Source organism: Kribbella sp. ALI-6-A, assembly GCF_001984195.1.
Lineage (GTDB): Bacteria > Actinomycetota > Actinomycetes > Propionibacteriales > Kribbellaceae > Kribbella.
Map to the genome: position 1 here is coordinate 663,154 of NZ_MTQN01000009.1, position 21,682 is coordinate 684,835.

The 21,682-nt window shown below is 67.2% G+C and carries 24 protein-coding genes and 1 pseudogene; 10 read left to right on the top strand and 15 right to left on the bottom strand.

Annotated elements, in window-relative coordinates; genetic code table 11:
- Position 1 precedes the first annotated feature (1 nt).
- The 4 genes from BWI15_RS12070 to BWI15_RS12085 form a co-directional block, all read right to left on the bottom strand.
- Positions 2 to 868 (bottom strand): VOC family protein, encoded by an 867-nt coding sequence (locus BWI15_RS12070; RefSeq protein WP_077014407.1) that lies wholly within the window; start codon positions 866 to 868, stop codon positions 2 to 4.
- 6 nt (positions 869 to 874) lie between these two features.
- Positions 875 to 1,690 (bottom strand): alpha/beta fold hydrolase, encoded by an 816-nt coding sequence (locus BWI15_RS12075; protein ID WP_077014408.1) that lies wholly within the window; start codon positions 1,688 to 1,690, stop codon positions 875 to 877.
- Positions 1,691 to 1,790: 100 nt separating this feature from the next.
- Positions 1,791 to 2,435, bottom strand: coding sequence for a TetR/AcrR family transcriptional regulator (locus BWI15_RS12080; RefSeq protein ID WP_077014409.1), 645 nt, complete (start codon positions 2,433 to 2,435; stop codon positions 1,791 to 1,793).
- 70 nt (positions 2,436 to 2,505) lie between these two features.
- Positions 2,506 to 3,726: an epoxide hydrolase family protein gene (locus BWI15_RS12085; protein ID WP_077014410.1), complete on the bottom strand. Its 1,221-nt coding sequence runs from the start codon at positions 3,724 to 3,726 to the stop codon at positions 2,506 to 2,508.
- Positions 3,727 to 3,769: 43 nt separating this feature from the next.
- Between BWI15_RS12085 and BWI15_RS12090 the strand changes: the two genes are divergently transcribed.
- Positions 3,770 to 4,411 (top strand): chorismate mutase, encoded by a 642-nt coding sequence (locus tag BWI15_RS12090; RefSeq protein ID WP_202817624.1) that lies wholly within the window; start codon positions 3,770 to 3,772, stop codon positions 4,409 to 4,411.
- 62 nt (positions 4,412 to 4,473) lie between these two features.
- On the opposite strand, the gene BWI15_RS12095 is transcribed toward BWI15_RS12090, so the two are convergent.
- Positions 4,474 to 5,232: an IclR family transcriptional regulator gene (locus BWI15_RS12095; RefSeq protein ID WP_202817625.1), complete on the bottom strand. Its 759-nt coding sequence runs from the start codon at positions 5,230 to 5,232 to the stop codon at positions 4,474 to 4,476.
- 74 nt (positions 5,233 to 5,306) lie between these two features.
- On the opposite strand from BWI15_RS12095, the gene BWI15_RS12100 reads away from it, so the two are divergent.
- The 6 genes from BWI15_RS12100 to BWI15_RS12125 all read left to right on the top strand — a co-directional run bounded on the left by BWI15_RS12100 (position 5,307) and on the right by BWI15_RS12125 (position 9,621).
- Positions 5,307 to 6,101 (top strand): 2-keto-4-pentenoate hydratase, encoded by a 795-nt coding sequence (locus tag BWI15_RS12100; protein ID WP_077014412.1) that lies wholly within the window; start codon positions 5,307 to 5,309, stop codon positions 6,099 to 6,101.
- On the top strand, positions 6,098 to 7,042 hold the full coding sequence (locus BWI15_RS12105; protein WP_077014413.1) for an acetaldehyde dehydrogenase (acetylating): 945 nt from the start codon (positions 6,098 to 6,100) through the stop codon (positions 7,040 to 7,042). Before BWI15_RS12100 ends, BWI15_RS12105 begins: the two co-directional genes overlap by 4 nt.
- On the top strand, positions 7,039 to 8,049 hold the full coding sequence (gene dmpG / locus BWI15_RS12110; protein ID WP_077014414.1) for a 4-hydroxy-2-oxovalerate aldolase: 1,011 nt from the start codon (positions 7,039 to 7,041) through the stop codon (positions 8,047 to 8,049). Before BWI15_RS12105 ends, dmpG begins: the two co-directional genes overlap by 4 nt.
- Before the next feature lie 30 nt (positions 8,050 to 8,079).
- On the top strand, positions 8,080 to 8,481 hold the full coding sequence (locus tag BWI15_RS12115) for a PaaI family thioesterase (RefSeq protein ID WP_077014415.1): 402 nt from the start codon (positions 8,080 to 8,082) through the stop codon (positions 8,479 to 8,481).
- Between the two features lie 92 nt (positions 8,482 to 8,573).
- Positions 8,574 to 9,182 carry a TetR/AcrR family transcriptional regulator gene (locus BWI15_RS12120; RefSeq protein WP_077014416.1) on the top strand — a complete coding sequence of 203 codons (609 nt, stop codon included), beginning with the start codon at positions 8,574 to 8,576 and terminating at the stop codon, positions 9,180 to 9,182.
- 133 nt (positions 9,183 to 9,315) lie between these two features.
- A complete protein-coding gene (locus BWI15_RS12125; RefSeq protein ID WP_077014417.1) occupies positions 9,316 to 9,621 on the top strand; it encodes a hypothetical protein in 306 nt (101 codons plus the stop codon).
- A 186-nt stretch (positions 9,622 to 9,807) separates the two neighbouring features.
- Here the strand turns inward: BWI15_RS12125 and BWI15_RS12130 are convergent, their stop codons facing one another.
- The 6 genes from BWI15_RS12130 to BWI15_RS12155 all read right to left on the bottom strand — a co-directional run bounded on the left by BWI15_RS12130 (position 9,808) and on the right by BWI15_RS12155 (position 15,409).
- A complete protein-coding gene (locus tag BWI15_RS12130; RefSeq protein ID WP_077014418.1) occupies positions 9,808 to 10,767 on the bottom strand; it encodes an NAD-dependent epimerase/dehydratase family protein in 960 nt (319 codons plus the stop codon).
- 44 nt (positions 10,768 to 10,811) lie between these two features.
- A complete protein-coding gene (locus BWI15_RS12135) occupies positions 10,812 to 11,843 on the bottom strand; it encodes an NAD-dependent epimerase/dehydratase family protein (RefSeq protein WP_083750707.1) in 1,032 nt (343 codons plus the stop codon).
- A 106-nt stretch (positions 11,844 to 11,949) separates the two neighbouring features.
- Complete coding sequence (locus BWI15_RS12140) at positions 11,950 to 13,059, bottom strand: NADH:flavin oxidoreductase (protein ID WP_077014420.1); 1,110 nt, start codon at positions 13,057 to 13,059, stop codon at positions 11,950 to 11,952.
- A 27-nt stretch (positions 13,060 to 13,086) separates the two neighbouring features.
- A complete protein-coding gene (locus BWI15_RS12145) occupies positions 13,087 to 13,833 on the bottom strand; it encodes a glucose 1-dehydrogenase (RefSeq protein ID WP_077014421.1) in 747 nt (248 codons plus the stop codon).
- Between the two features lie 159 nt (positions 13,834 to 13,992).
- Positions 13,993 to 14,904 carry a TIGR03619 family F420-dependent LLM class oxidoreductase gene (locus tag BWI15_RS12150; RefSeq protein ID WP_077014422.1) on the bottom strand — a complete coding sequence of 304 codons (912 nt, stop codon included), beginning with the start codon at positions 14,902 to 14,904 and terminating at the stop codon, positions 13,993 to 13,995.
- Positions 14,905 to 14,968: 64 nt separating this feature from the next.
- Positions 14,969 to 15,409: a nitroreductase family deazaflavin-dependent oxidoreductase gene (locus BWI15_RS12155; RefSeq protein ID WP_077014423.1), complete on the bottom strand. Its 441-nt coding sequence runs from the start codon at positions 15,407 to 15,409 to the stop codon at positions 14,969 to 14,971.
- Positions 15,410 to 15,698: 289 nt separating this feature from the next.
- Between BWI15_RS12155 and BWI15_RS12160 the strand changes: the two genes are divergently transcribed.
- Positions 15,699 to 16,295 (top strand): TetR/AcrR family transcriptional regulator, encoded by a 597-nt coding sequence (locus tag BWI15_RS12160; protein ID WP_077014424.1) that lies wholly within the window; start codon positions 15,699 to 15,701, stop codon positions 16,293 to 16,295.
- A 222-nt stretch (positions 16,296 to 16,517) separates the two neighbouring features.
- The gene (locus tag BWI15_RS12165; protein WP_143465511.1) at positions 16,518 to 16,931 is read left to right on the top strand and encodes a hypothetical protein; all 414 of its coding nucleotides are present in this window, start codon (positions 16,518 to 16,520) and stop codon (positions 16,929 to 16,931) included.
- 96 nt (positions 16,932 to 17,027) lie between these two features.
- Here the strand turns inward: BWI15_RS12165 and BWI15_RS12170 are convergent, their stop codons facing one another.
- From BWI15_RS12170 to BWI15_RS12180, 3 genes are read right to left on the bottom strand one after another with little or no spacing between them, the layout of a single operon-like run.
- Positions 17,028 to 17,903, bottom strand: coding sequence for a glycosyltransferase family 2 protein (locus BWI15_RS12170; protein WP_077014426.1), 876 nt, complete (start codon positions 17,901 to 17,903; stop codon positions 17,028 to 17,030).
- Complete coding sequence (locus BWI15_RS12175) at positions 17,900 to 18,913, bottom strand: hypothetical protein (RefSeq protein ID WP_077014427.1); 1,014 nt, start codon at positions 18,911 to 18,913, stop codon at positions 17,900 to 17,902. Before BWI15_RS12175 ends, BWI15_RS12170 begins: the two co-directional genes overlap by 4 nt.
- Complete coding sequence (locus tag BWI15_RS12180) at positions 18,910 to 19,881, bottom strand: NAD-dependent epimerase/dehydratase family protein (protein WP_077014428.1); 972 nt, start codon at positions 19,879 to 19,881, stop codon at positions 18,910 to 18,912. The genes BWI15_RS12175 and BWI15_RS12180 overlap by 4 nt, the downstream gene beginning before the upstream one ends.
- Positions 19,882 to 20,333: 452 nt before the next feature.
- Between BWI15_RS12180 and BWI15_RS12185 the strand changes: the two are divergent.
- Positions 20,334 to 20,534, top strand: a pseudogene (locus tag BWI15_RS12185) (hypothetical protein); the annotation flags it as partial.
- Positions 20,535 to 20,772: 238 nt separating this feature from the next.
- Here BWI15_RS12185 and BWI15_RS40715 read toward each other — a convergent pair.
- Positions 20,773 to 21,189 (bottom strand): TraM recognition domain-containing protein, encoded by a 417-nt coding sequence (locus BWI15_RS40715; RefSeq protein ID WP_077014430.1) that lies wholly within the window; start codon positions 21,187 to 21,189, stop codon positions 20,773 to 20,775.
- Between the last annotated feature and the right edge of the window lie 493 nt (positions 21,190 to 21,682).

The following is a 21,682-nucleotide window of genomic DNA, read 5'->3' on the forward strand; positions in this document are numbered from 1 at the left end:
GTCACGAGGTCGGGGTCGCGAAGGGATTGGCGTCGGCGTGGTGGTGGCCCCATTCGTCCGGGCGCCCGAAGTCGTGCGGAACCCAGTCGTCACTCACCTCGATGCCACCGCAGCCGATCTCCAGGTGGAAGCCGCTGGGATTGCGGACGTAGAACGAGATCGCCTTGTCGTTCATGTGCCGGCCGAGGCTGATCGAGATCGGTACGCCGTTGGCCTTGGCCCGGTCGTAGGCCCGACCCACGTCGTCGATCGAGCCGTGTTCGAACTCGAGGTGGTGGATCGACGGCGTCTCCGCGGTGGCGAGCGCGATGCTGTGATGGGTCCGGTTGCAGCGGAAGAAGAACAGCCCGGGAGCCCGGTAGTCGGTCAGCTCGAACTCGAGGACCGACTCGTAGAGCTCGCGAAGCTCTTGGAGCTTGGGGCCGGCCAGCACGAAGTGGCCCAAGCCGGTGACGCCAGGCCCACCGGCCGGGCGATCGGCACCGAGGCGCACCTTGGCTTCGCCGACCGCGAGCTCCACCCGGTACCCGACCGGGTCGCTGAACCACCGCAGGTGGGTGGCGCCGCGCAGTTCCTTGTCCTCCGCGGACCCTTCCGCGACGGCGAAGCCGGCGTCCTCCAGGCGCTGGGTGAGCCGGTCGAGTTCCCGCGGTGAATCGACGATCCACCCCAGCTCGCGCGGAGTGTCCTCAGCGGACGGATGAAGCGCCAACCGGTACTTGAACTCGTCGAGCTCGGCCAGCACGACCTCGTTCGTACCGGCCTTGGCCGAGGTGACACCGATGCCCAGCGTGCGCCCGAGCAGGTCGGTCCACGCGTCGACGTCGGTGACGTTGAGCCCGACGTATCCCAGCTTCCTGATCCCCACGATGAGTCATGCCTCCGATGGGGCGGCTGCTCCGCCCCGCAGAAATTCGCGGACGATGTGGTTGAACTCGGGCGCACGCTCGTACTGCACCCAGTGCCGGCAGTTCGGCAGGACGCGCAGCTCGGCGTTGGGGATCCCCTCGAGAATCCGGGGCGCCCAGCTGACCGGAACGGTCTGGTCCTCGCGGCCCCACACGAGCAGGGTTGGCGCGCCGATGCGGCCCAGGTCGGGCGTCAGATCGCCGAAGTTCGGCGGGATCGGCATCTCGGGATGGGCCCGGAGGCTGGAGGCGTACCGCTCGTCGATCAGCGCCTCGGTCGCGAGGGACTCGTCGAAGACCATCAGCCGGACGAACTCGGCCATCGCCTCGCGCGAAGGCTTGTCCGCGGCCATGTAGGCGAAGAGACGCTCGAGCCCGACAGGCCACGGCGGCGCGTCCGGCGGAAGCACTCCGCCCGGCGCCATCAGCACGACTCGGTCCACGTGCTCGGGGTACTGCATCGCGATCCGCATGGCCACGGCACCGCCGTAGGAGTTGCCGACCAGGTGGGCTCGCTCGATCCCGAGCGCCGTCATCGCGCCGTACACCCGGTCGGCGGCGTGGAAGATCAGCGGTTCGTCCGTCCCGGGCCGCGGCGAGTCTCCCCAGCCCGGCAGGTCGATCACGATGTTGCGGAAGTCCTGGAAGGCGGGCAGGTTGCCGCCGAAGTTGCTCATCCCCGACGCGCCCGGCCCCGAGCCGTGCAACCAGATGACCGGGTCGCCCGAACCGGTGTCGCTGTAGGCCAGTCGCGCGTCCGCGACATCCAAGGTGCTCGTCACTGCGCCCACCTCTCTCGCTGTATGTAGCGCTCACTATACAGCGATCGGCAGTGTGAGCAAGGTCGGCTTCGAGGCCAGGTGATGCGGGGGCTGGTCTGCGTCAGCGCTTGCGCTTCGCCGTAGCGCGCCGCTGCTCCGCCAAGCCGCGGATCAGCGCGACGAACGGCTCGACCTGCGAGCTGTAGCTCATGCCGTCGAAGCTGTTGGTCACCGAGAGACCGTCTGTCAGAGCGCGCCCGAGAACGGCCAGCTGCTCGACCAGAGCCTGGTTGTTCTTACCGCCGTTGGGCGCGAAGATCGGCGTCAGCGCGTCCACCCAGGAGGCGTGCGCGTAGTCGCGGACGCGGCGTACGGTCTGCTGAACCGCGTCGGCGTCCTTGTGCGGGCCGACGCTGATCGCGACCAGCAGCCGCAGATAGTCGGGCCGCTGATCCAGCGACCGGCAGGCCGCCGTGAACCAGGCTTCGAGACGCTCCAGCGGGGGCAGGTCGTCGAAGGAGGTGGGATTCGGGAACAGGCCGTGCATCTCCTCGAAGGTGCGTTCGAGCAGCGCCGCCAGGACACCGAACTTGTTGCCGAAGTGGTAGTAGATCGAGCTCGGCGGCAACCCGGACTGCGCGGACAGGTCCGAGATGGCCATGCCGTCGTAGCCTTTTTCACCGATGAGGGCGCGTGCCGCGTTCAGGATGTTGTCTTGACTGCTCGAGCCGGCCGCAGCCGGCGCAGCGCCGGATTCCCTCACCATGCGGTCATGATAGGTCCGCGCAGGCGCCACTCCCCCAGCGGCACGCGGCCGCGTCGCCAGCCGACGTGCCTCAACTGCCGAGCCCGGCCTGGACAGTTCGCCGGTACGGACGGAAGAACTCCCTCAGCTCCTGGGCGTACAGTTCCGGTTCCTCGAACGGCGCGAAGTGTCCACCACGAGGTGGTTCCGTCGCCCGCACGGTGTTCGCCACCCGGTCGAGCCACGCCCGCGGCGGCCGGACGATGTCGCCGGAGAAGATCGCGAAACCCGACGGCACCTCGACGCGGCGGGCGAGTTGGGCCGGCGGGATCGCAGCGTTCGCCCGGTACATCCGTAGCGAGGACCCGATCGTCCCGGTCAGCCAGTAGAGCATGACGTTGGTCAGGATCTCGTCCTTGCTGTAGCTGCGCTCGAGGTCGCCGCCACAGTCGCTCCAGGCGCGCATCTTCTCCACGATCCACGCCGCGAGTCCGGCGGGGGAATCATTGAGCCCCACGGCCGCGGTCTGGGGTTTTGTCCGATGCATGGCGGCGTACGCACCCTCGGCCGCTCCCCACGACGCGGCGTTCGCCAGCCACTCGCGTTCCTCCGAGGCCAGTTCGGCCGGGTCGCCGGCGAAGATCGGCAAGCCGGCGTCCATCCGGTGCACCGCCACCACGCGATCCGGATGATCGAGCGCCAGGTAGCGGCTCACATGGCTGCCGATGTCGCCACCGGCGGCGCCGAAGCGGCGGTAGCCCAGCACGTCCATCAACTCGGCCCACAAACCCGCCACCGCGATCGAATCCAGCGGCGTACCGGGGCGGTCGGAGTATCCGAAGCCGGGCATGTCCGGCACGATCACGTCGAACGCGTCAGCGGGATCCGCGCCATGGGATCCCGGGTCGGTGAGCAAGGGGATGACCTTCGTGTACCGCCAGAACGAGTCGGGCCAGCCGTGGGCGAGAACGATCGGCAGGACGGGCCCTTCCGGGGCGACCGCCCGGACGTGCGCGTAATGGATCCCGAGACCACGCAGTGACACGCGGAACCGGCTGATCGCATTCAGCTCCGCTTCGCGGGCGGGCCAGTCGAACTCGTCCGCCCAATAGGCGACGAGCTCGCGCAGATAGTCGAGGTCGATACCGGCGGACCAGCCGGCATCTTCAGGCGCATCCGGCCAGCGGGTGGCGCGGAGGCGAGCCCGAAGGTCATCGAGAACCGCCGGCGCGGTCTGCGGAGCGAAAGGGCTTGGAGTGGACACGGGATCAATCTTACAAAGCCTTGTATAGTGGTCGTTCCATACAGACATTCGATCACGATTCTCGGCTCTCCCGAGAAAGCGAGGACAGCACTTGAGTACGAGCAGCAAGCTGGCGCGCGGCATCGCAGTCACCGCCGTGGCGGCCGGCGCGATGTCACTGGCCGTCTCCCCGGCGACGGCCACGGAGGTTCCGCTCACATCGCAGCCGTTCAGTGGCACGCTCGCGACGAACAAGTCGTTGGGCAAGCTCGGCCCGCTGACCGACCTCGTCATCGAGCGGCTTCGTGTCAGCGACGACGTGGCGGCGTCCAAGTTCGGTACCGACTCACCGATCGAGAACCCGGTCCGTGAGCAGCAAGTACTGGACCAGGTACGGGCTCAGGCCGAGGTCCTCGGGCTGGATCCGAACGACGCGGTCGCGTTCTTCCGCGACCAGATCACCGCGAGCAAGGAGGTCCAGACCGGGCTGTTCGCCCGGTGGACAGCTCACCCGGACCAAGCCCCCACCTCCCGTCCGGACCTCGAACAGATCCGGCTGCGGCTCGATCAGCTGACCACGGCCCTGCTCCAGCAACTCGCGGCCACCGTGGACGTGCGCGACAGACCGATCGCCTGCACCATCCAGCTCACCCTGGCGGTCGATTCAGGTGCTACCTCCGAAGAGCTGGACACCCTGCACCGCCAGGCGCTCGGGACCGCGGTGCGTAACGTGTGCACCACTACCGCGCGCTAGCAAATATGTTGCCGATGGCACCGGTCAGCGCGAGGGCGCGCGAGAGCGACGCGGTCGCGCCGTCAGCCCTTCGCCGCCGGTGGGCGCAACGTGCGCGACAAGCCGAGCGCGGCCGTCCGCACCGCCGGGGCGAGGTGCGCCGGCCGGAACTGTTCCCGCGGGACGGCCACCGACAAGGCGGCGACGGCAACCGCGCCCGAGAACACGGGAGCGGCGATACAGCTCACCCCGAGCGCTGCTTCCTGTTCCTCGTACGCGAGCCCGGAGACCTGGATCTGTTCCAGCGCCGTTCGCAGGCGAACCGGATCCGTGATCGAGTACGACGTCAACTGCGGCAGCGGGTCCGCGAGGACGGCGTCCGCCAGCTCGGGCCCGGAGAACGCGAGCAGCGCCTTGCCGATCGCCGTACAGGTCAGTGGCAGCCTGCCGCCGATCCGAGACGGCAGCGGGACGGCGTCGTGACCGTGAATGCGTTCGAGGTACACGACGTCGCGGTCGTCGCGGATTCCGAAGTGCACGGTCTGCCGCGTGCTCTCGAACAAGTCCTGCAGGAACGGCAGCGCGGTCTCGCGCAGGTCGTGCCGGCGCGGTACGAGCGATCCCAGCTCGAACAGCGCGCCGCCCAGCCTGTACCACTCCCCCTCACGGTCCAGCAGGCCGAGTCGGACAAGCTCGCCGACGAGGCGGAACGTGGTGGTCTTGCTCAGCCCCGCTCTGGAGGAAAGTTCTGTGAGACGGAACGATCCGCCGTCCGGTCGATAGACATCCAGGATGGCCGCTGCTTTGTCCAGCATGTTGCCGGCCGCCAAATTCCGTGTCACGGAACGAACTTTGGCACAGCCAACCGCTCCGGCCTATATCTGGGCCATCACACTCCAGACCTCGGAGGTACCCGATGAGCACTGCCGTTCACAAGGCCGCGGACCTGCTCGCGACCGCGGCCGCCACCGGCACACCGTGCCCGCCGGTCCGCGACCTGTTCACCGACGGCGACATCGACGCCGCGTACGGCGTCCAGCGCCTCAACACCGAGCGCCTGGTCGCTGCCGGGCACCGCCTCGTCGGCCGCAAGATCGGGCTGACCTCGCCGGCCGTGCAACGTCAACTGGGTGTCGACCAGCCCGACTTCGGGGCGCTGTTCGACACCATGGCTGTCGCCCACGACGGAGTGGTGCCGGCCGGGCGGCTCTTGCAGCCCAAGGTCGAAGCGGAGGTCGCGCTGGTCCTCGGTGCCGACCTCGCCGGCAGCGACTGCACCCCGGCCGACGTACGCGCCGCGACGGCGACCGTCTCCCCGGCCCTGGAGATCGTGGACAGCCGGATCGCCGGCTGGGACATCACCATTGTCGACACCGTGGCCGACAACGCCTCCTCGGGCTTGTTCGTGCTCGGGGACGCCCTGTCCCTCGGCGACGTCGAACCGGCGGACGTAGGCATGCAGCTGTACCGGGGCGCCGAGTTGGTCTCGCAGGGCACCGGGCGCGATTGCTTGGGCGACCCACTCAACGCCGCGGCTTGGCTGGCTTCGACGCTGGCGCGGCGCGGCGAGCCGCTGCGCGCCGGCGACGTCGTCCTCACCGGCGCTCTGGGACCGATGGTTCCCGTCGTGCCCGGCGACGTCTTCACCGCGGTGATCTCCGGCCTGGGCTCGGTCCGGGTCAGCTTCGCCCTGGAAAGCGACGCGTCATGAGCGGCCGGACCAAGGTGGCGATCATCGGTTCGGGCAACATCGGCACCGATCTGATGATCAAGGTGCTGCGGCTGTCGGAGCACCTCGAGATCGCCGCGATGGCCGGCATCGACCCCGACTCCGACGGACTGGCCCGGGCCCGCCGGTTCAAGGTCGCCACGACGCACGAAGGCATCGACGGTCTGGTCCGGCTGGACGAGTTCGCCGACGTCGCGTGCGTCTTCGACGCGACCTCGGCCGGCGTCCACCGGCGGCACGACGAAGTCCTGCGCGCTCTGGGCCGTACCGTCGTCGACCTCACGCCCGCGGCGATCGGCCCGTACGTCGTACCGCCGGTCAATCTGGACGAACACCTCGATGCGCCCAACATCAACATGGTCACCTGCGGCGGACAGGCAACGATTCCGATCGTGGCCGCCGTCGGCGCGGTCACGCCGGTGCATTACGGCGAGATCATCGCGTCGATCTCGTCGCGCTCGGCCGGTCCCGGTACGCGGGCCAACATCGACGAGTTCACCGAGACCACCGCGTCCGCGATCGAGAAGGTCGGTGGCGCCGCGCGCGGCAAGGCGATCATCGTGCTCAATCCCGCCGAACCTCCGCTGATCATGCGCGACACCGTGCACTGCCTCGTCTCCGGCGCCGACACCGAGGCCGTCACCGCCTCGGTCGAGGAGATGGTGGGGCGCGTGCAGGCCTACGTGCCCGGATACCGGCTCAAGCAGAAGGTTCAGTTCGAATCCGTCGCCGCCGACGACCCGCTGCGCCGGCTGGTCCCGGCCGGCGCGCCCGCCGACGCGGTCAAGGTGTCGGTGTTCCTCGAGGTCGAGGGCGCCGCGCACTACCTGCCGGCGTACGCAGGCAACCTCGACATCATGACGTCAGCAGCCTTGCGAACCGCCGAGCGTATCGCCGCCCACCGGCAGGAGAGCCACCGATGACCGCGTTGTACCTCCAGGACGTGACCCTGCGGGACGGCATGCACGCCATTCGGCACCGCTACACCGTCGAGCAGGCGCGGACGATCGCCGGAGCCTTGGACGCCGCAGGCGTTGCCGCAATCGAGATCGCCCACGGGGACGGACTGTCCGGCTCCAGCATCAACTACGGCGTCGGCGCCCACACCGACTGGGAGTGGATCGAGGCGGTCTGCGACGTCGCCCAGCAGGCCGTCCCGACCACCTTGCTGCTGCCCGGCATCGCGACCTTGCACGACCTGCGGCAAGCGCACCGACTCGGCATCCGGTCGGTCCGGATCGCCACGCATTGCACCGAGGCCGATGTCGCCGCGCAGCACATCAGTGCCGCCCGCGAACTGGGCATGGACGTCGCGGGATTCCTGATGATGTCGCACCTGGCCGGGCCGGCCGAGCTCGCGTGGCAGGCCCAGCTGATGGAGTCGTACGGCGCCCACTGCGTCTACGTGACCGACTCCGGCGGCCGCTTGACGATGGACGGCGTACGGGACCGCATCCGCGCTTACCGCGACCTCTTGAACCCGGAGACCGAGATCGGCATCCATGCCCACCACAACCTCGCCCTCGGCGTCGCCAACAGCGTCGTCGCGGTCGAGAACGGCGCGGTCCGGGTCGACGCGTCGCTCGCCGGTCAGGGCGCCGGAGCCGGCAACTGCCCGCTGGAGGCGTTCATCGCCGTGGCCGACCTGATGGGCTGGAACCACGGCTGCGACCTGTTCCCGCTGATGGACGCCGCCGACGACTTGGTGCGCCCGCTGCAGGACCGCGAGGTCCGGGTCGACCGCGAAACTCTCAGCCTGGGCTACGCCGGGGTGTACTCCAGCTTCCTCCGCCACGCCGAAGCCGCGGCAGCACGCTACGGTCTCGACACCCGCACGATCCTGGTCGAGGTCGGCCGGCGTGGCATGGTCGGTGGTCAGGAAGACATGATCACCGACATCGCGCTCGACCTCGCCGCCTCGAGAAGCTGACCGGAGCCGCTCATGTCACAGGAGACCCAGATGACGATCAGCGCCGAGGACGTGTACGCGCTCGCACCGTTCGCGCGCACGCTCGGCGTGGAATTCGGTGAGCTGAGACCCGACACACCGGTCAGCGCCCGGCTGGCCTACCGCCCGGAACTGTCCACCACGAACGGCGGTCTCCACGGCGGCGCGCTGATGAGCCTTGCGGACATCAGCGCGGCTGTTTGCGCCGTCCTGCACGCGCCTCCCGGCGCGCTGCCCGCGACAATGGAGTCCAGCACCCACTTCATGAACCCGGTACGCGGCGACGCCTCGGCAACAGCCACCGCGCTGCATCTCGGACGCTCCGCGATCACCGTGAACGTCGACGTCACCGACCCTGAGGGCAGGCTCTGCGTCCGGGTCACACAGCTCGTCGCGGTGCGCGTACCCGGGTGACCTGGCGGCTTGCCCCTGGCCTCGGCGAGCCAATCGAGCATGTGCCGACGGACAACTAGAAGACCGAACGTTCTATCGCTAAGATAGAGCGCATGACCCCAAGCGAAACCGAAACCCGGCCGTCCGAGGCGCGGCAGCGGCTGCTGGCCACGGCAACCAGGATCTTCTACGCCGAGGGCATCCATTCGGTCGGCGTCGACCGGCTCATCGCCGAGGCGAAGGTGACCCGGGCGACTTTCTACCGGCACTTCCCCGGCAAGGAAGACCTCGTGCTCAGCTACCTGCGCGAGGTCCACAAGATGGAGCGCACTAGGGTCGAGGCGGCGATCGCCGACAACCCGGACCCGGTGGACGCACTCCTGGCCATCGCACGGTCAATTGCCCAGGGCATCCAGTCGCCCGGGTTCCGCGGATGCGCCTTCCTCAACGCCGCGGCGGAGTATCCGGCCACCGACCAGCCCGTCCACCAGGAGATCATCGCCCACCGGCAGTGGTTCCTGGACACGCTGACCACGATGATGGCGCAGGTTCACCGCGACACCGCGGACGCGGCCGCCCGCCACTTCGTGATGCTGCGCGACGGCGCCATGGCCGCCGGCTGCCTTTTCGACCCCGCCTTGGTGGCCGAGACGTTTCTGCGCGGGATCGAAGGTCTGCTTCGAATCAACGCCGAGCGCCAGTCATCGGAGTCCGCCCGCTAGCCCCACGGCCTGATCTCAAAAGAGATAGAACGATCGGTCTTGACAGGGGTGATCTCCCCACCTATCGTCGATGTGACAGAACGTTCGTTCCACCATCCCGGCGGATCGGACGGCCACTCGGCAAGGAGACCTCATGCCCACCAAGATCACGCTGATCATCGACAACCCCGCGAACCCGGACGAGTTCGAGCGCGCCTACGCGGACATCAAGCTGGCCGCGGCGAAGTTCCCGAAGCTGCAGCGACTCGAGTCGGCCAAGGTGTGGCCGAAGGAAGACGGCACCGCCACGCCGGCGTACCGGACGCTCGACCTCTACTTCGACAGCTACGAGGACGCCTCCGCGGCGGTCGCGACGCCCGCCGCCGCTGATCTGTTCGGCACGCTCATCGGCACCGAGGTGCCCTTCAAGGGTTTGTTCTCGGACCTCGAGCAGGCGTAACGCCGCACCGGCCTCGCTGCCCATCCGGCCATTTCGGACAAGACCTCCGGCGAGTTGTGAGCTGCTGACGCACGCACGACCGGAGGTCTTCGGCGTTTCGACTCGATCTCCGTTCTTCACCTTCACACCCGCGGACCTCGCGGAGCGCCCGTGTCCGGGCCTGCCCCGGGGACCGTTCGGGTGTGGTCACTGCCCTGGAAAGGCATGTGCGGACCGACCCGAGCCCGGCTGCGACGAATCGGGCTCGGCGAGGGCACGCAGCCGCGGTTCACCGACCTGGGTCAGCATGTCCAGATGTAGCGGTTTCCACCCCAACTCGGCGCGGCTGCGAGGGTCGCGCGAGCGGCTGCACGCGGAGTAGATCATGGTTGCTTCGGGCCCGAACATCTCGTGGGCCTGCTCGATGGACAAGCTGCGGGCCTGCACGCCGAGATCTCGGGCCACGGACTCGGCGATCCAGCGCCACGGGATCTCGCCGCCGGCGGCGTGATACAGGGCCCCGGGTACGCCCTTCTCGATCGCCAACGAGTACAGCCGCGCCAGGTCGGCGCTGTGGACGTTGGAGTAGGCCGCCAACCCGGGGCCCACATAACAGGCCGCCCCGGTGGTGGCGACGGTGCGGTACACCCGCGCGACTTGGCCGTTGTCTCCCGGACCCCAGATGACCGGCGGCCGTACCACCATGCCGCGGAAACCGCGGTTCGTCGCCGTACGCACGGCGCGTTCGGCGTCGACTCGGTCGGCCATCATCACGCTCGGCTCGAACGGGTCGTCCTCGGCCAGAGCCTCTGAACTCCATTCGCCGCGATTGTCTTTCATGAACACCCCGCTGCCAGAGGTGAACAGCAGCGTCTTGCCCGTTCCCGCCAACGCGCTGCTCAGCTGTTCGACGACCCCGGGTTCGCGTTCGAAGGCGACTTGCGCGGCGTAGATCACCACGTCGGTCTCGCGCACCGCTGCCAGCAGCGAATCGATGGCGTCGTCGAGATCGCCGACGACCGGTGCGATGCCGTCGGCGGCGAGTGCGGCGCCCGCCTCGTGCGACCGGGCCGACCCCGACACGTGGTGGCCCTCACTGACGAAGTGGCGCGCGAGCACGCCACCGAAGTATCCGGTAGCACCTATCACGAAGACGTTCTGGGGCACGGTGATCCTTTCGAATGGAGGACTGGTCGAGCGACGGAGTCAGGTCAGACCGGCGTGCTTGATACTTCTGCGACGAGGTCGAGGTGCTGAGGTGACCAGCCGAGCACGCGACGTGCCTTGTCGCCCGATGACTGGCTGTTCCCGGCCCAGTAGTGCGCCATCGCTGGCATGCCCAAGGCTTCTTCGAGCTCGGGCAGCGACATCGCGGTGGTCTTGCCGCCCAGACCCATGCCGTGGCTGATGGCGGTAGCGATGTCCCCGGTGCGAATGCCGCTTTGCGCCCCGGCGTGGAACAACTCCCCGCCGGGGGCCTTCTCGACAGCCAGGACGAACAGATCGGCGAGGTCGTCGACATGGACGAAGCTCCATCGATTGAGCTCTGTGCCCACGGCGTACGGCACCGCGCCCAACCGTTGTGCGGCGGCGCGCAGCATCCAGAACACCATCTCGCCGTCACCTCGCCCGTAGACGTTGGGTGGACGCAGCACGACCCCGCGCAACTCTGGTGCGGTGAGCACGGCCTGCTCCACGTCGAGCCGCATCTGCAGCGCTTTGACCGCAGGGTTGTCCGCCGGGGCGATGGGGGTGTCTTCGTCGTAGACGACGTCACCGGTGTTTCCCAGCACGCCCGTACCGCTGGTGAGGACGAGCGGCTTGCCGCTGCCCTGCAGTCCGGCGATCAGGGCGTCGACCGCCTTGGCTTCAACCGCGTTGGCGGTCGCGAAATCACCGCTGCTGGTGTCGAACGCGGTATGGATGGTCCCGTCAGCCGCTCGGGCCGCGATGGTGAGGGTGTCGGGCAGGTTGACGTCGCCGCGGTGGGGCGTGATGCCTCTGTCGGTGAGCGTGGCCGCGGATTCGTCGGATCGGGCGAGCCCGACGATCTCGTGTCCGGCGTGGAGCAGTTTCTCGGCGATCACGCTGCCGATGTATCCGGTGGCGCCGGTCAGGAATATCTTCATGTCTTCTCCTCGAAGGTGTTGCGGCGGCCAGTCATCGGACTTGCCTCGGACGTGTTTTCGCAGCATCGCTTCGTCGGCCGTGGCGGCGTTGGCGAAGGGGTGGTGGTCGGTCACGCCGTCGGCGGACGCGCCGCTGGAACGTAAGCCTGCTCGTCGTCGGCAGATTCACGCCGGCGCACCAGTGACGTGTCGTGCACCGCCACTGGCGTGAGTGGCGGTGTCAGGTGAGGACGGACAGAGCTGCGGGATCGAAGCCCTGAAGGGGTCCGTCGTCGTGGCCTTGGGTCTTGAGGATCCAGCGAGGGTCGGTCAGCAAAGCCCGACCGACGGCGATCAGATCGAATTCGTCGCGTTCCATCCGCTCGACGAGCCGGTCCAGCCCGACCGTGGCCGACTTCTCGCTGCGGTTGGCCGAATCGTTGGCCAACCCCACCGACCCCACCGAGATCGTCGCCGCACCGGTGAGCTTCTTGGCCCAGCCGGCGAAGTTCAAACCGTTGTCCCCATCGACCTCGGGGAACTCCGGCTCCCAATACCTGCGCTGCGAGCAGTGCAGGATGTCCACCCCGGCCGCCACCAGCGGCCCCAACCACTCGCTCATCTCCGCCGGGGTGTGGGCCAGCTTCACCGTGTAGTCCTGGGCCTTCCACTGACTGACCCGCAGACTGATCGGGAAGTCGGGACCTACCGCCGCACGCACCGCGGTGATGATCTCCACCGCGAATCGCGACCGCTGCTTGATCGAGGCGCCACCGTAACGGTCGGTGCGCAAGTTGGTCCCCGCCCAGAAGAACTCGTCGATCAAGTAGCCATGCGCTCCATGGATCTCGACCAGATCGAACCCCAACTGTTGGGCATCGGCGGCCGCGCGGGCATAAGCGGCGATCGTGTCATCGATCGCCTGCGGACTCATCGCCTCCCCCCGCCGGATGCCGGGAGCCAGCAACCCTGACGGGCTCTCCACCGGAGCTTCCGGTTCCCAGTCCGGGTGCCTGGTCGACCCGGTGTGCCACAATTGCGGGCCCATCCGCCCGCCCGCACCGTGCACGGCCTCGATCACCGTCTTCCATCCCGCCAGAGCTTCCCGCCCGAAGAACGACGGCACGTCCGGATGGTTGCGTGACGCCGGGCGTTCGATCACCGTGCCCTCGGACAGGATCAGCCCCACCTGTGCCTCGGCGCGCCGTTGGTAGTACGCGGCGTTGGCTTCCCTGGGAATCCCACCCGGGGCCATCGCGCGCGTCATCGGCGACATCACAACCCGGTTCTTCACCTCCAGACCCTTGATCGCGAACGGCCGGAACAACGCGCTGGTATCAGGAGACGACATTGGTATGACTCCTTTGCACCGTTGGGTCTAGCGGGATCCGCCGCTGGCCAGCAACCGCTCGCCGGTGAGCCACCGAGCGTCGTCGGAGGCCAGGAAGACGGCGATGTCGGCAATGTCGTCGGGCTGGCCGATGCGACCCAGTGGCGTCTGCGACACCGCCATCTGTTCGATCTCCGAACCCACGAAGCCCTTGGAGCGATTGCCTTCGGTGTCGACCATTCCGGGAAGCAGGGCGTTGACCCGGATCTTGCGGGGACCCAATTCGTTGGCGAGCACGCTGGTGATGCCTTCCAACGCCCCCTTCGTACCGGTGTAGACAACCGAACCGGGAGGGTGAACGCTGGTGGCGCTGGAGGAGATGTTGATGATGCTGGCACCTTCGCCGAGGTGCTTGAGCGCTGCTTGGGTGACCAGCAGGGGCCCAAGGACGTTCACGTCGAACGACCGGCGGTAAAGGTCCTCGGTGACGTCCTCGAACTTCACGATGTCCCAGATGCCCGAGTTGTTCACCACCACGTCGAGGCGGCCGAACTGGTTGACCGCGGCGTCGACCAATCCCTGGGCATGGTCGGCCTGCGAGACATCGCCGCCTACGGCGATGGCTTCGCCGCCGGCTGCGGTGATGGCCTGGACCACGGCATCGGCGCCGTCCTTGCTCGAGGAGTAGTTCACCACCACTCGCGCACCCGCTGCCGCGAATGCCTTGGCGATCGCCGCGCCGATTCCCTTGGAGGAACCGGTGACGATGGCAACTTTTCCGGTCAGATCAGACATGTCGAAATCTCTCTATGAGTGCTACTGGCTGGTTGTTGTGAGTCACGGTGGTGTTCGAACTTGACCTTGGGTCGCCTCCGGCTGGCGCGCGACACGGACTAGGCGTACGACGCCTGGCCGCAGTGGTTGCTCCGCCCGCAGCAAGGCCTGACTGCGTGTTCAGTCGGGCTTGGCGGCCATCAGGGGTTCCAGTAAGCGAAGCTGAACTTCGTACGGGACGTGGCCCGAGGTGAGATCCCACATGATGTGGTCGATGCCGAGGTCGGCGGCACGCTGGAAATCAGCCTTGACCTGCTCCACAGACCCGGACAAAGGCGTGCGGTCGGCGTCGTCGAGCGGGGTCTCGGTGATGGCGTTGTTGACCCGGACGATGACCGGACCGGGCCGGCTACCGGCCGGGGTCGATTCCCGGAAGAGCGCGAGTTGGTGTTCGAAGGAATTCCAGTCGTAGATCAGCGGGTGCAGGCCGAGCCCCATCCGGCCGGCCCGCTCGACCGGCGCCTCCGATTGCGGCAGGACCCCGATGAGGATCGGCAACCCGTCCGGCTGCAACGGCTTCACGCCCACCTCGGAGGGGGGAATGCGGTAGAAGCGTCCTTCGAAACTCACCGGGTCAGGACCCCAGGCGGCCTGCAGCGCTTCGATGAACTCGGCGAAACCGTTGCCGCGACGCCGCATCGAGACGTTGGCCGTTTCGAACTCGTCGGCCGACCACCCCTGGCCGAGACCGGCGAGCAGCCGTCCGCCGCTGAAGTGGTCCAGTGTCGCGAGCCGTTTGGCGAGCACGACGGGCACGTGGAACAGGGCGTCGATGACGCTGGTGCCGAGGCTGATCGTGGTCGTGTGGGCGGCGACGTAGGTCAGTGTCTCGATCGGGTCGAAAACCTTGGCGTAGTACTGCGGCGGGCGCATGCCTTCCCACGGCGCGTTCTTCGGTTCGAGCGGACGGAGCAGACGCTCCAGCGCCCACAACGAGTCATATCCCAGAGCTTCGGCTCGGTGGGCGAACGTGACGAGCCGGTCCGGTCTGGCTTCATCGCTGTAGTGGGGCAAGCCCAGACCCAGTTTCACAGGAACTCTCCATTCCGACGGACGAATTTGCTTCTCGGACGTTTTCGACAACGGTGGTCGGCGATCACGGCTCGGTGCGGGTCAGGAGAAAGACCGGGATCACGCGGGTCGTTCGGGTCGGGTACTCGGCATAGTCGGGGTAAGCAGTCACGGCGCGGTCCCACCACAGGTCGCGTTCAGCACCGGCCAGTTCCTGGGCGGTGTAGTCGTGCTTTTCCGGGCCGTCCTGCAATTCGACCTGGGGGTGCTTGCGCAGGTTGTAGACCCAGTCGGGGTTTTGGGGCTTGCCGCCTCGTGAGCCCACCACCGCGTACTGCCCCTCGTGCTCGACGCGCATCAAGACGTTCTTACGCAAGGCACCGCTTTTGGCGCCGACGCTGGTCAGCACGATGACCGGTCGCCCGCCGAGCTCCAGGCCTTGCGTGCCTCCACTCGACTCGATCAGGTCGGCTTGATCCCGGGCGTAGGTAAAGGTGCTGGGGATGTATTCGCCCTCGAGTGGCATAGATTTTCCTGTCCTTGCTGAATGAAGATGACTGTTCACGAGACGGCGGTGGGCCTCTCCCGTGGGAGGGCAGGGCAATTCCCCGCCCTGGACGCCCAGGAGCGGTCTGGCGACGTAGCTGTTGCGGTGGTCGACCAAGCGCACGACTGCCGCGGTTTCTTCGGGGTCGCCGGGGGTTTCGTCCCTTGAGCGCGCACTGGCCCGGACCTGACCGACCCCATTCTGGGTTGATGAACCCAATCTACTGGCAAACTTTGGGTCGCGCAACCCAGTCCGGTAGAGTGGCGACGTGGCACTGACACGCAAGGGCCAGGCGACCAGGGAGCGCATCCTGGAGGCGGCGACCGAACTCATCGCCCGGCAAGGAGTAGCCGGCACCAGCACGGAAGACGTGCGCAAGGCGGCCGGTATCGGTGGTTCGCAGCTGTATCACTACTTCGACAGCAAGCAGGCCTTGATCCGGGCAGTGATCACCCGTCAGGCCGAGGCACCGCTCGTGCCCGGTCAGCCGCTCATGGGCGCCCTGGACAGCTTCGACGCCCTGCAAGCGTGGGCCGACGCCGCAGTCGAAAACCAGGAGCACAACAGTGGCCGCGGAGAATGCACGCTGGCCTCTCTGGCCGGCGAGCTGAGTCCCACCGACGAGGAGACCCGCCAGGACCTTTGCAACGTCTTCGAGCGCTGGCAGTCCCTGCTGCACAACGGCCTGAAGGCTATGCGCGAGCGAGGGGACTTGCGTCCCGACGCTGACCTCGATGAGCTCGCGATGACGCTGCTCACCGCCCTCCAGGGTGGCACTCTGCTGAGTCAAACCCTCCGGACCGCTCAGCCGATGCGAGCCTCCATGAACGCAGCACTCGCCTACGTCCACTCATTCGCGCCCTGACGCTCGCAGCGGTTGGCCGAGACACCCATCTCGAGTATCCGAAGCACGGGCCACGACGGCCGACTGTTGCCAGACGCTCAGCCACGTCTCCACGAAGTTGCACCGACCCTCGAGATCTCCGGAGGTTGGCGTCCTTGCCTCCTCGTATTGGGGGTCGGCGACCACTCGCCATATCTCGACCGACCGGTATCCGCCGACGTCGGCCTCTGAAAGGGTTCGGGGATGAGAGCTCCGTTGCGCGTCGTCCTCTGGTTCTACGTCGCGTTCAACCTGCTGCAGGCCGTGGTCCTCACCTTCGACCCTGAGCTCACCGACCGCGCCTACCGCGGCGGCGAGATGACCCCGACACGCCACTTCCAGTGGTACGCCGTCGCCGGTTACCACGTCCTGATCATCGCCGTCACAATCATCGCGATGACACTGTCCCGCGCCGCCGATCGCCGCAAGTTGGTCATTGTCAACGCGCTGATGTATTTGCTCTGGGACGCGACCTCGCAACTTGCCTACTGGGGCCACGAGATCGGGATGGCCACGTCCGACCTCGTCATCAACGCCGGCGTCAGTATCGTCACCGCGCTGGCCCTCTTCGCTGTCGCCTACTTCGACCGAGATCCCGCGACCTCCGCACCACGCTGACCCCGTTGACCAGCGTTCGGCTCGGTCAGTCGCGGTAAGACTGTCGCAGAGGCCTGGGCCACTCGGACAGCTCGGTGATGATCGGCGGCAGAATCGCTATCCAGACTCGCGATCGGCATGGTCAGATCCCAGCGACGCGTTGGCGGCACCGACCAGCCGGTCGATCCGGTCGGCATGGGGGCCGTACTTCGCAAAGATCGTGTCGGAGTTCCGGACCGAGTTCCGCACCCGGATCTCGTTCGAGAACAGGACGGTCCCTCCGTCGGGATCGTAGTGCCCGGCGGGGCCCTTGAACGGCACGAAGCGGTAGCCGACCTGGAAGTCGTTCATCCACGCGCGCAGGCAGAGCTCGTCGTCGAAACAGATGCCTGGTTCGCCGACCTCGGAGAACGAGTAGTCCCAGCCTCCGAGCGCCTCGTAGCAGCGCCGGCGAACGAAGTACGGGCCGATGTTGACGTGGTGGACGAAGCGGAACGTGTCATCGCCCCAGATGCGCTTGGCCTTTGCGGGGTCGGGATCGAAGCTCTCGAATCCCATGAACCCACCGAGAATCGCCAGCCGGGGATGCCCGGCGAAGCACGCGAGCGCTGCGTCCAGCCAGTCCGTCTCGCGGGGGACGAGATCGTCGTCCTGGACCAGGCACACGATGTCCGCGCGAGCGAACCTGATCGCCCGGTCGAGAATCCTGATCTCGTGCAGGTCGTTGGAGTGGATCAAGAAGTCGTTCGGCCGATCCAGGTAGGACATCCACTTGTCGTGCGAGCCGTCCAGCGAGCCGTCCTCGCAGACGATCAACTCATGGTTGCCCAGGGCCCGTAAACCGCCGATCAGCTGCTCGATGTTGGAGATCCGGTTGAAAGACTGTACGACGAAGGCCAGGTGCGGCCGGTCCTGGTAGGTCCGGGCCGACGACGCGCGTCGCTCCTTGTCCGCCTTGACGCGGTCGATCGTCGCCTGGTCGACGCCGGTCATGATCCGCTCCCCTCAGGCCGGTGCCCGCGAACGGCGCCGGCCGGCGCTTCCGTTCCGTCCGCCGATCTGTAGTGAGTGTTCGTGTGTGGCAGGTCCGGAGCATTCAGCAGGACCGTTCGGGCCAGGCTCGATCCGTTGTGCACCAAGTAGTCGCAGCGGCTCAGCAACAGATACTCGACGATCGCGTCCTCCCCGTTCTTCGCCGCCACGTCGGCGTCAGCGGCGATGTAGGCCGGCATGATCCATCCCGTCGGCCCTTGGCCGGCGGGCTCACCGCCGTGGTGCCGGACACTGTCGTGCGCGACGACCCGGCCGGGGAACGCCGCCGCGAGATGGTCCACCGACGACTGCTCGTCCGACGCGACGAAGATCTTGGCCGTCGGCTCGAGCTCCAGCAGCCGCTCGATCTCGGCGCGGTATCGCGACAGGACACGCGAACCTCGGCGGAAGGCGCGAACCTCCTGCGGCGAGACCGCATCGGTCCCCCGCACATGGACGCCGACGACGTACTGTCCCGCCAGGTGTTGTGCGAAGAAGCTGTCCGCCTTCTGCGTGAGGTAGTCGCGCGGACGGATGTACTTGTCGAGCACAACCTTCGCCGCGGCTCTAAGCCTGTTGTCCGGGTCCTCCCACTGATACGGGATGCGCAGGGCGGCACCTTCGAGCAGCGGGTGATCACCGAAGTGACTGGTCACGAAGATGTGCTCGTCGAGGTGATAGCCGGTCTCGAACGGCGACGGCGGCTCCGCGCCGATCAGCGCCTTGACGGATGCCGGGAGCCGGGCCGCCGGGTACGCCGGGTCCAGCGGTTCGAAGTAGTACTCCCAGACCGTCTGCCTGCCCCGGTAGCCACTGGGCGTCCAGTAACAGGTCCGTGGTCCGAAGTGAACCACCGGAACGCGGTTCTGGGTCACCGCCCAAGGGATGTTGGCGATGACCTGCTGGATGAGTGAGAACAACCCGACGTCACGCTCGCACACGATGTGAAGTCGCATCGGCGTCTCGGTCATGCCGCGTCCAGGGAAGCCACCTGCTGGGCGATCCAGTGGTAGGTCGGCTCGAGTCCTTGGCGCAGCCCGACCACCGGCTCCCACTGCAAGATCTCCCGGACTCGCCGGTTGTCGGAGTTGCGGCCCCGAACACCTTGTGGGCCGTCGATGTGCTTCAGGGTGATGCCGCACTTGCCGGACAGATCGATGATCAGCCGAGCCAGCTCGTTGACCGTCACCAATTCCTCGCTGCCGAGGTTGAGCGGATCGCGGCACTCCGACCGCATCAGCCGGTAGATCCCTTCGACGCAGTCGTCCACGTAACAGAACGACCGGGTCTGCTCGCCGTCACCCCAGATCTCGATCTGTCCACCCGGCCGGGCCTGGGCGACCTTTCGGCACAGCGCCGCCGGAACCTTCTCCCGGCCGCCGTCGTAGGTTCCGTAAGGGCCGTAGATGTTGTGGAACCGCACGATCCGCGTCTCGATCCCGTGCTCCTCGGTGTAAGCCAGGCAGAGGCGCTCGGCGATCAGCTTCTCCCAGCCGTAGGCGTCCTGCGGATTGGCCGGGTACGCGTCCTCCTCCCTGAGCGCGGTGACGTTCGCCTCGGTCTGCAGGAAGTCGGGATAGACGCAGGCCGACGAGCTGAACAGGTACCGCGAGACGCCGTTCATCCGCGCTGCTTCGAGCGTGTGCAGATTGATCAACGCGTTGTTGTGCAGGATCGTCGCGTGGTTGGCCGAGATGAATCCCATCCCGCCCATGTCAGCGGCCAACGCATACACCTCGTCGATGCCGCGGCTCGCCAGCAGAGCTTCGTCGAAGCGGCGAAGGTCTCGCAGCTCGAACTCGTCGGCGTCGACCCCGGTGTAGTCCGGAGGGTGGAGGTCGACGCCTCGGACCCAGTACCCCCGAGCCTTCAGTGCCGTCACCAGATGGTGCCCGATGAAGCCACCGGCCCCGGTCACGAGAATGCGTGCATCACTCACAGCGCTCACTTCGCCCCTCCGTGTCGATGGGCTCCCCCAGAAGCGGCCACCTGCCGTTCACAGCAACCACGAGTCCCAGGTGAACACCTGATGCCCCAGGTCAGGTCTTCGCTGGATGATTCGGTACGGGTACCCCCGATCTCTTACCGGTACACAGCCGCATCGGGAGCCGTTGGGCCTGGCACCGCAGCCCGGGGCCGTCCGGCTTCGCGATCGAGGTCCTCGGACTCTGGGGCAGGGTGTAGAGGACTGGTTCTTGAGAGCAGAAACAATCGGAGGCATGTGATGAGCAGCGCGTGGCAGCGTGGTAGTCGGTGATCTGGCGCATCGAGTGAGTCGGCGGCGCCGGGCGCTGGGGCTCAGTGTGGGTGAGGTGGCCGGCCGGGCGCCGATGACGTCGAGCGGATCGAGAAGCGGCCGGTCGCGTTGACCGTTGACCGGAGGAAGGAACGACGACCACGCCGTTCGACTTGGTCGTCCGCACCCGGGTCTCGCGCTACCACCTGGTCATGGATGCGCTGAACAACCCTCCGAGCCGCCTCAAGGCCTGGTGCGAGCAGCACCTAGCCGAGCACGCGACGTACGTCGTGCAACACCTGCAGGGCATGTCGGAGGTGCGCGACTGGGTCCTCGACCCGTCACCCTCGCATTGACGAGGACGACCTCGACCCCTGTTGGCGACCACCGCAACAACCGACGGGCGACCGAAGCCATCAGTGGGCTGCGGTCGCCCGGTGCGGCCGCCCGCCCAATCACCAGGGCCGAAAGTCACCCCACATCACCATGAGCCCGCATCCCCGGATGCACAGCTGACAAGGCCCCGAACACAAGAACGGGGTTCAAGTCCCTAGAGACTTGAACCCCCCATGTGTCCGAGGGGGGACACGCACCTTAACCACACGCCTGAGCCTGGCCGTATAGCGCGCAGGCCGCGGCCTGGGCAACCACATATTGCGCGAGGCAACCCGGGAGACGGCTTCGACTGGGGTGGCTCGCCTCTAACCTCTGGTCGGCCAGTAAGGATCCGCGGGGCAGTCCGCGCAAGTAGGACGCCGGCGCCGAAGGGCAGCGTACGGAGAGCATCCGGCGGGCACTGGTCGGCCAGGAGCGGCCACCGTCGGGGCCGTGGCTCCAGTTCCGGAGTTCTTCGTTTCGGTCGCCGCAGACGCCGGAGTGGTCTTGGAGGTCTTTAGGTTGGGCGGAGCCACCGAGGATGAGGCGGATGGTGACTGCGTCCCACATCGCTGCGGCGGCTTGTTCACCCCAGCGTTCGCGGGCCTGGGCAAACGCTTCAACCTCGACACCCATCCCGCCTCTCGAACCCCGTAACACGGCTTTCTCTTGCCAGGCTTGTCAGTGCTGGGCGATTAGGCTCAATCCTGGCCATGAGCTGCCTGTATGGCGTCTCGATCGCGAACCAAAGGCAGCGAGCAGCCATAGTCGCCCCTCGCCGCCAGAGGCCGCACAACCGCATTGCCGGTCATCACTAACGCGTTGGCGCTGAGCAGGGCACCTGCCCCCGCCCAGAGCCCGTTGCGCCTACACGACGACCTTTCGACAGCGTCCAGGGCTGATGCGGGGGTGGGAGCCCGATGATTCAACCGACGACGGCTCAGTTGGAACTGTTGTACGACCTGACGACATCATCGCGTTTGCAGCAGCCGCCGAACAGCTCGCTCGTCACCTGGTCGAGGGCGCTCCGCTTCCAGCCGTCGGCGAGTACATGTCGAGATCTTCGCCGTGACCTGGTCTGGTCCTAGCTGAACTTCAGGGTTCGCAGACCTGTGCGACAAACTCGTCC

Coding starts and splice junctions, on each gene's coding strand:
- BWI15_RS12165 (WP_143465511.1), top strand. CDS start 16,518: ATGAGAGCTCCGTTGCGCGTCGTCCTCTGGTTCTACGTCGCGTTCAAC.
- BWI15_RS12145 (WP_077014421.1), bottom strand. CDS start 13,833: ATGTCTGATCTGACCGGAAAAGTTGCCATCGTCACCGGTTCCTCCAAG.
- BWI15_RS12155 (WP_077014423.1), bottom strand. CDS start 15,409: ATGCCACTCGAGGGCGAATACATCCCCAGCACCTTTACCTACGCCCGG.
- BWI15_RS12170 (WP_077014426.1), bottom strand. CDS start 17,903: ATGACCGGCGTCGACCAGGCGACGATCGACCGCGTCAAGGCGGACAAG.
- BWI15_RS12100 (WP_077014412.1), top strand. CDS start 5,307: ATGAGCACTGCCGTTCACAAGGCCGCGGACCTGCTCGCGACCGCGGCC.
- BWI15_RS40715 (WP_077014430.1), bottom strand. CDS start 21,189: ATGGGTGTCGAGGTTGAAGCGTTTGCCCAGGCCCGCGAACGCTGGGGT.
- BWI15_RS12105 (WP_077014413.1), top strand. CDS start 6,098: ATGAGCGGCCGGACCAAGGTGGCGATCATCGGTTCGGGCAACATCGGC.
- BWI15_RS12175 (WP_077014427.1), bottom strand. CDS start 18,913: ATGACCGAGACGCCGATGCGACTTCACATCGTGTGCGAGCGTGACGTC.
- BWI15_RS12115 (WP_077014415.1), top strand. CDS start 8,080: ATGACGATCAGCGCCGAGGACGTGTACGCGCTCGCACCGTTCGCGCGC.
- dmpG (WP_077014414.1), top strand. CDS start 7,039: ATGACCGCGTTGTACCTCCAGGACGTGACCCTGCGGGACGGCATGCAC.
- BWI15_RS12085 (WP_077014410.1), bottom strand. CDS start 3,726: ATGTCTGTATGGAACGACCACTATACAAGGCTTTGTAAGATTGATCCC.
- BWI15_RS12140 (WP_077014420.1), bottom strand. CDS start 13,059: ATGTCGTCTCCTGATACCAGCGCGTTGTTCCGGCCGTTCGCGATCAAG.
- BWI15_RS12120 (WP_077014416.1), top strand. CDS start 8,574: ATGACCCCAAGCGAAACCGAAACCCGGCCGTCCGAGGCGCGGCAGCGG.
- BWI15_RS12125 (WP_077014417.1), top strand. CDS start 9,316: ATGCCCACCAAGATCACGCTGATCATCGACAACCCCGCGAACCCGGAC.
- BWI15_RS12080 (WP_077014409.1), bottom strand. CDS start 2,435: ATGGTGAGGGAATCCGGCGCTGCGCCGGCTGCGGCCGGCTCGAGCAGT.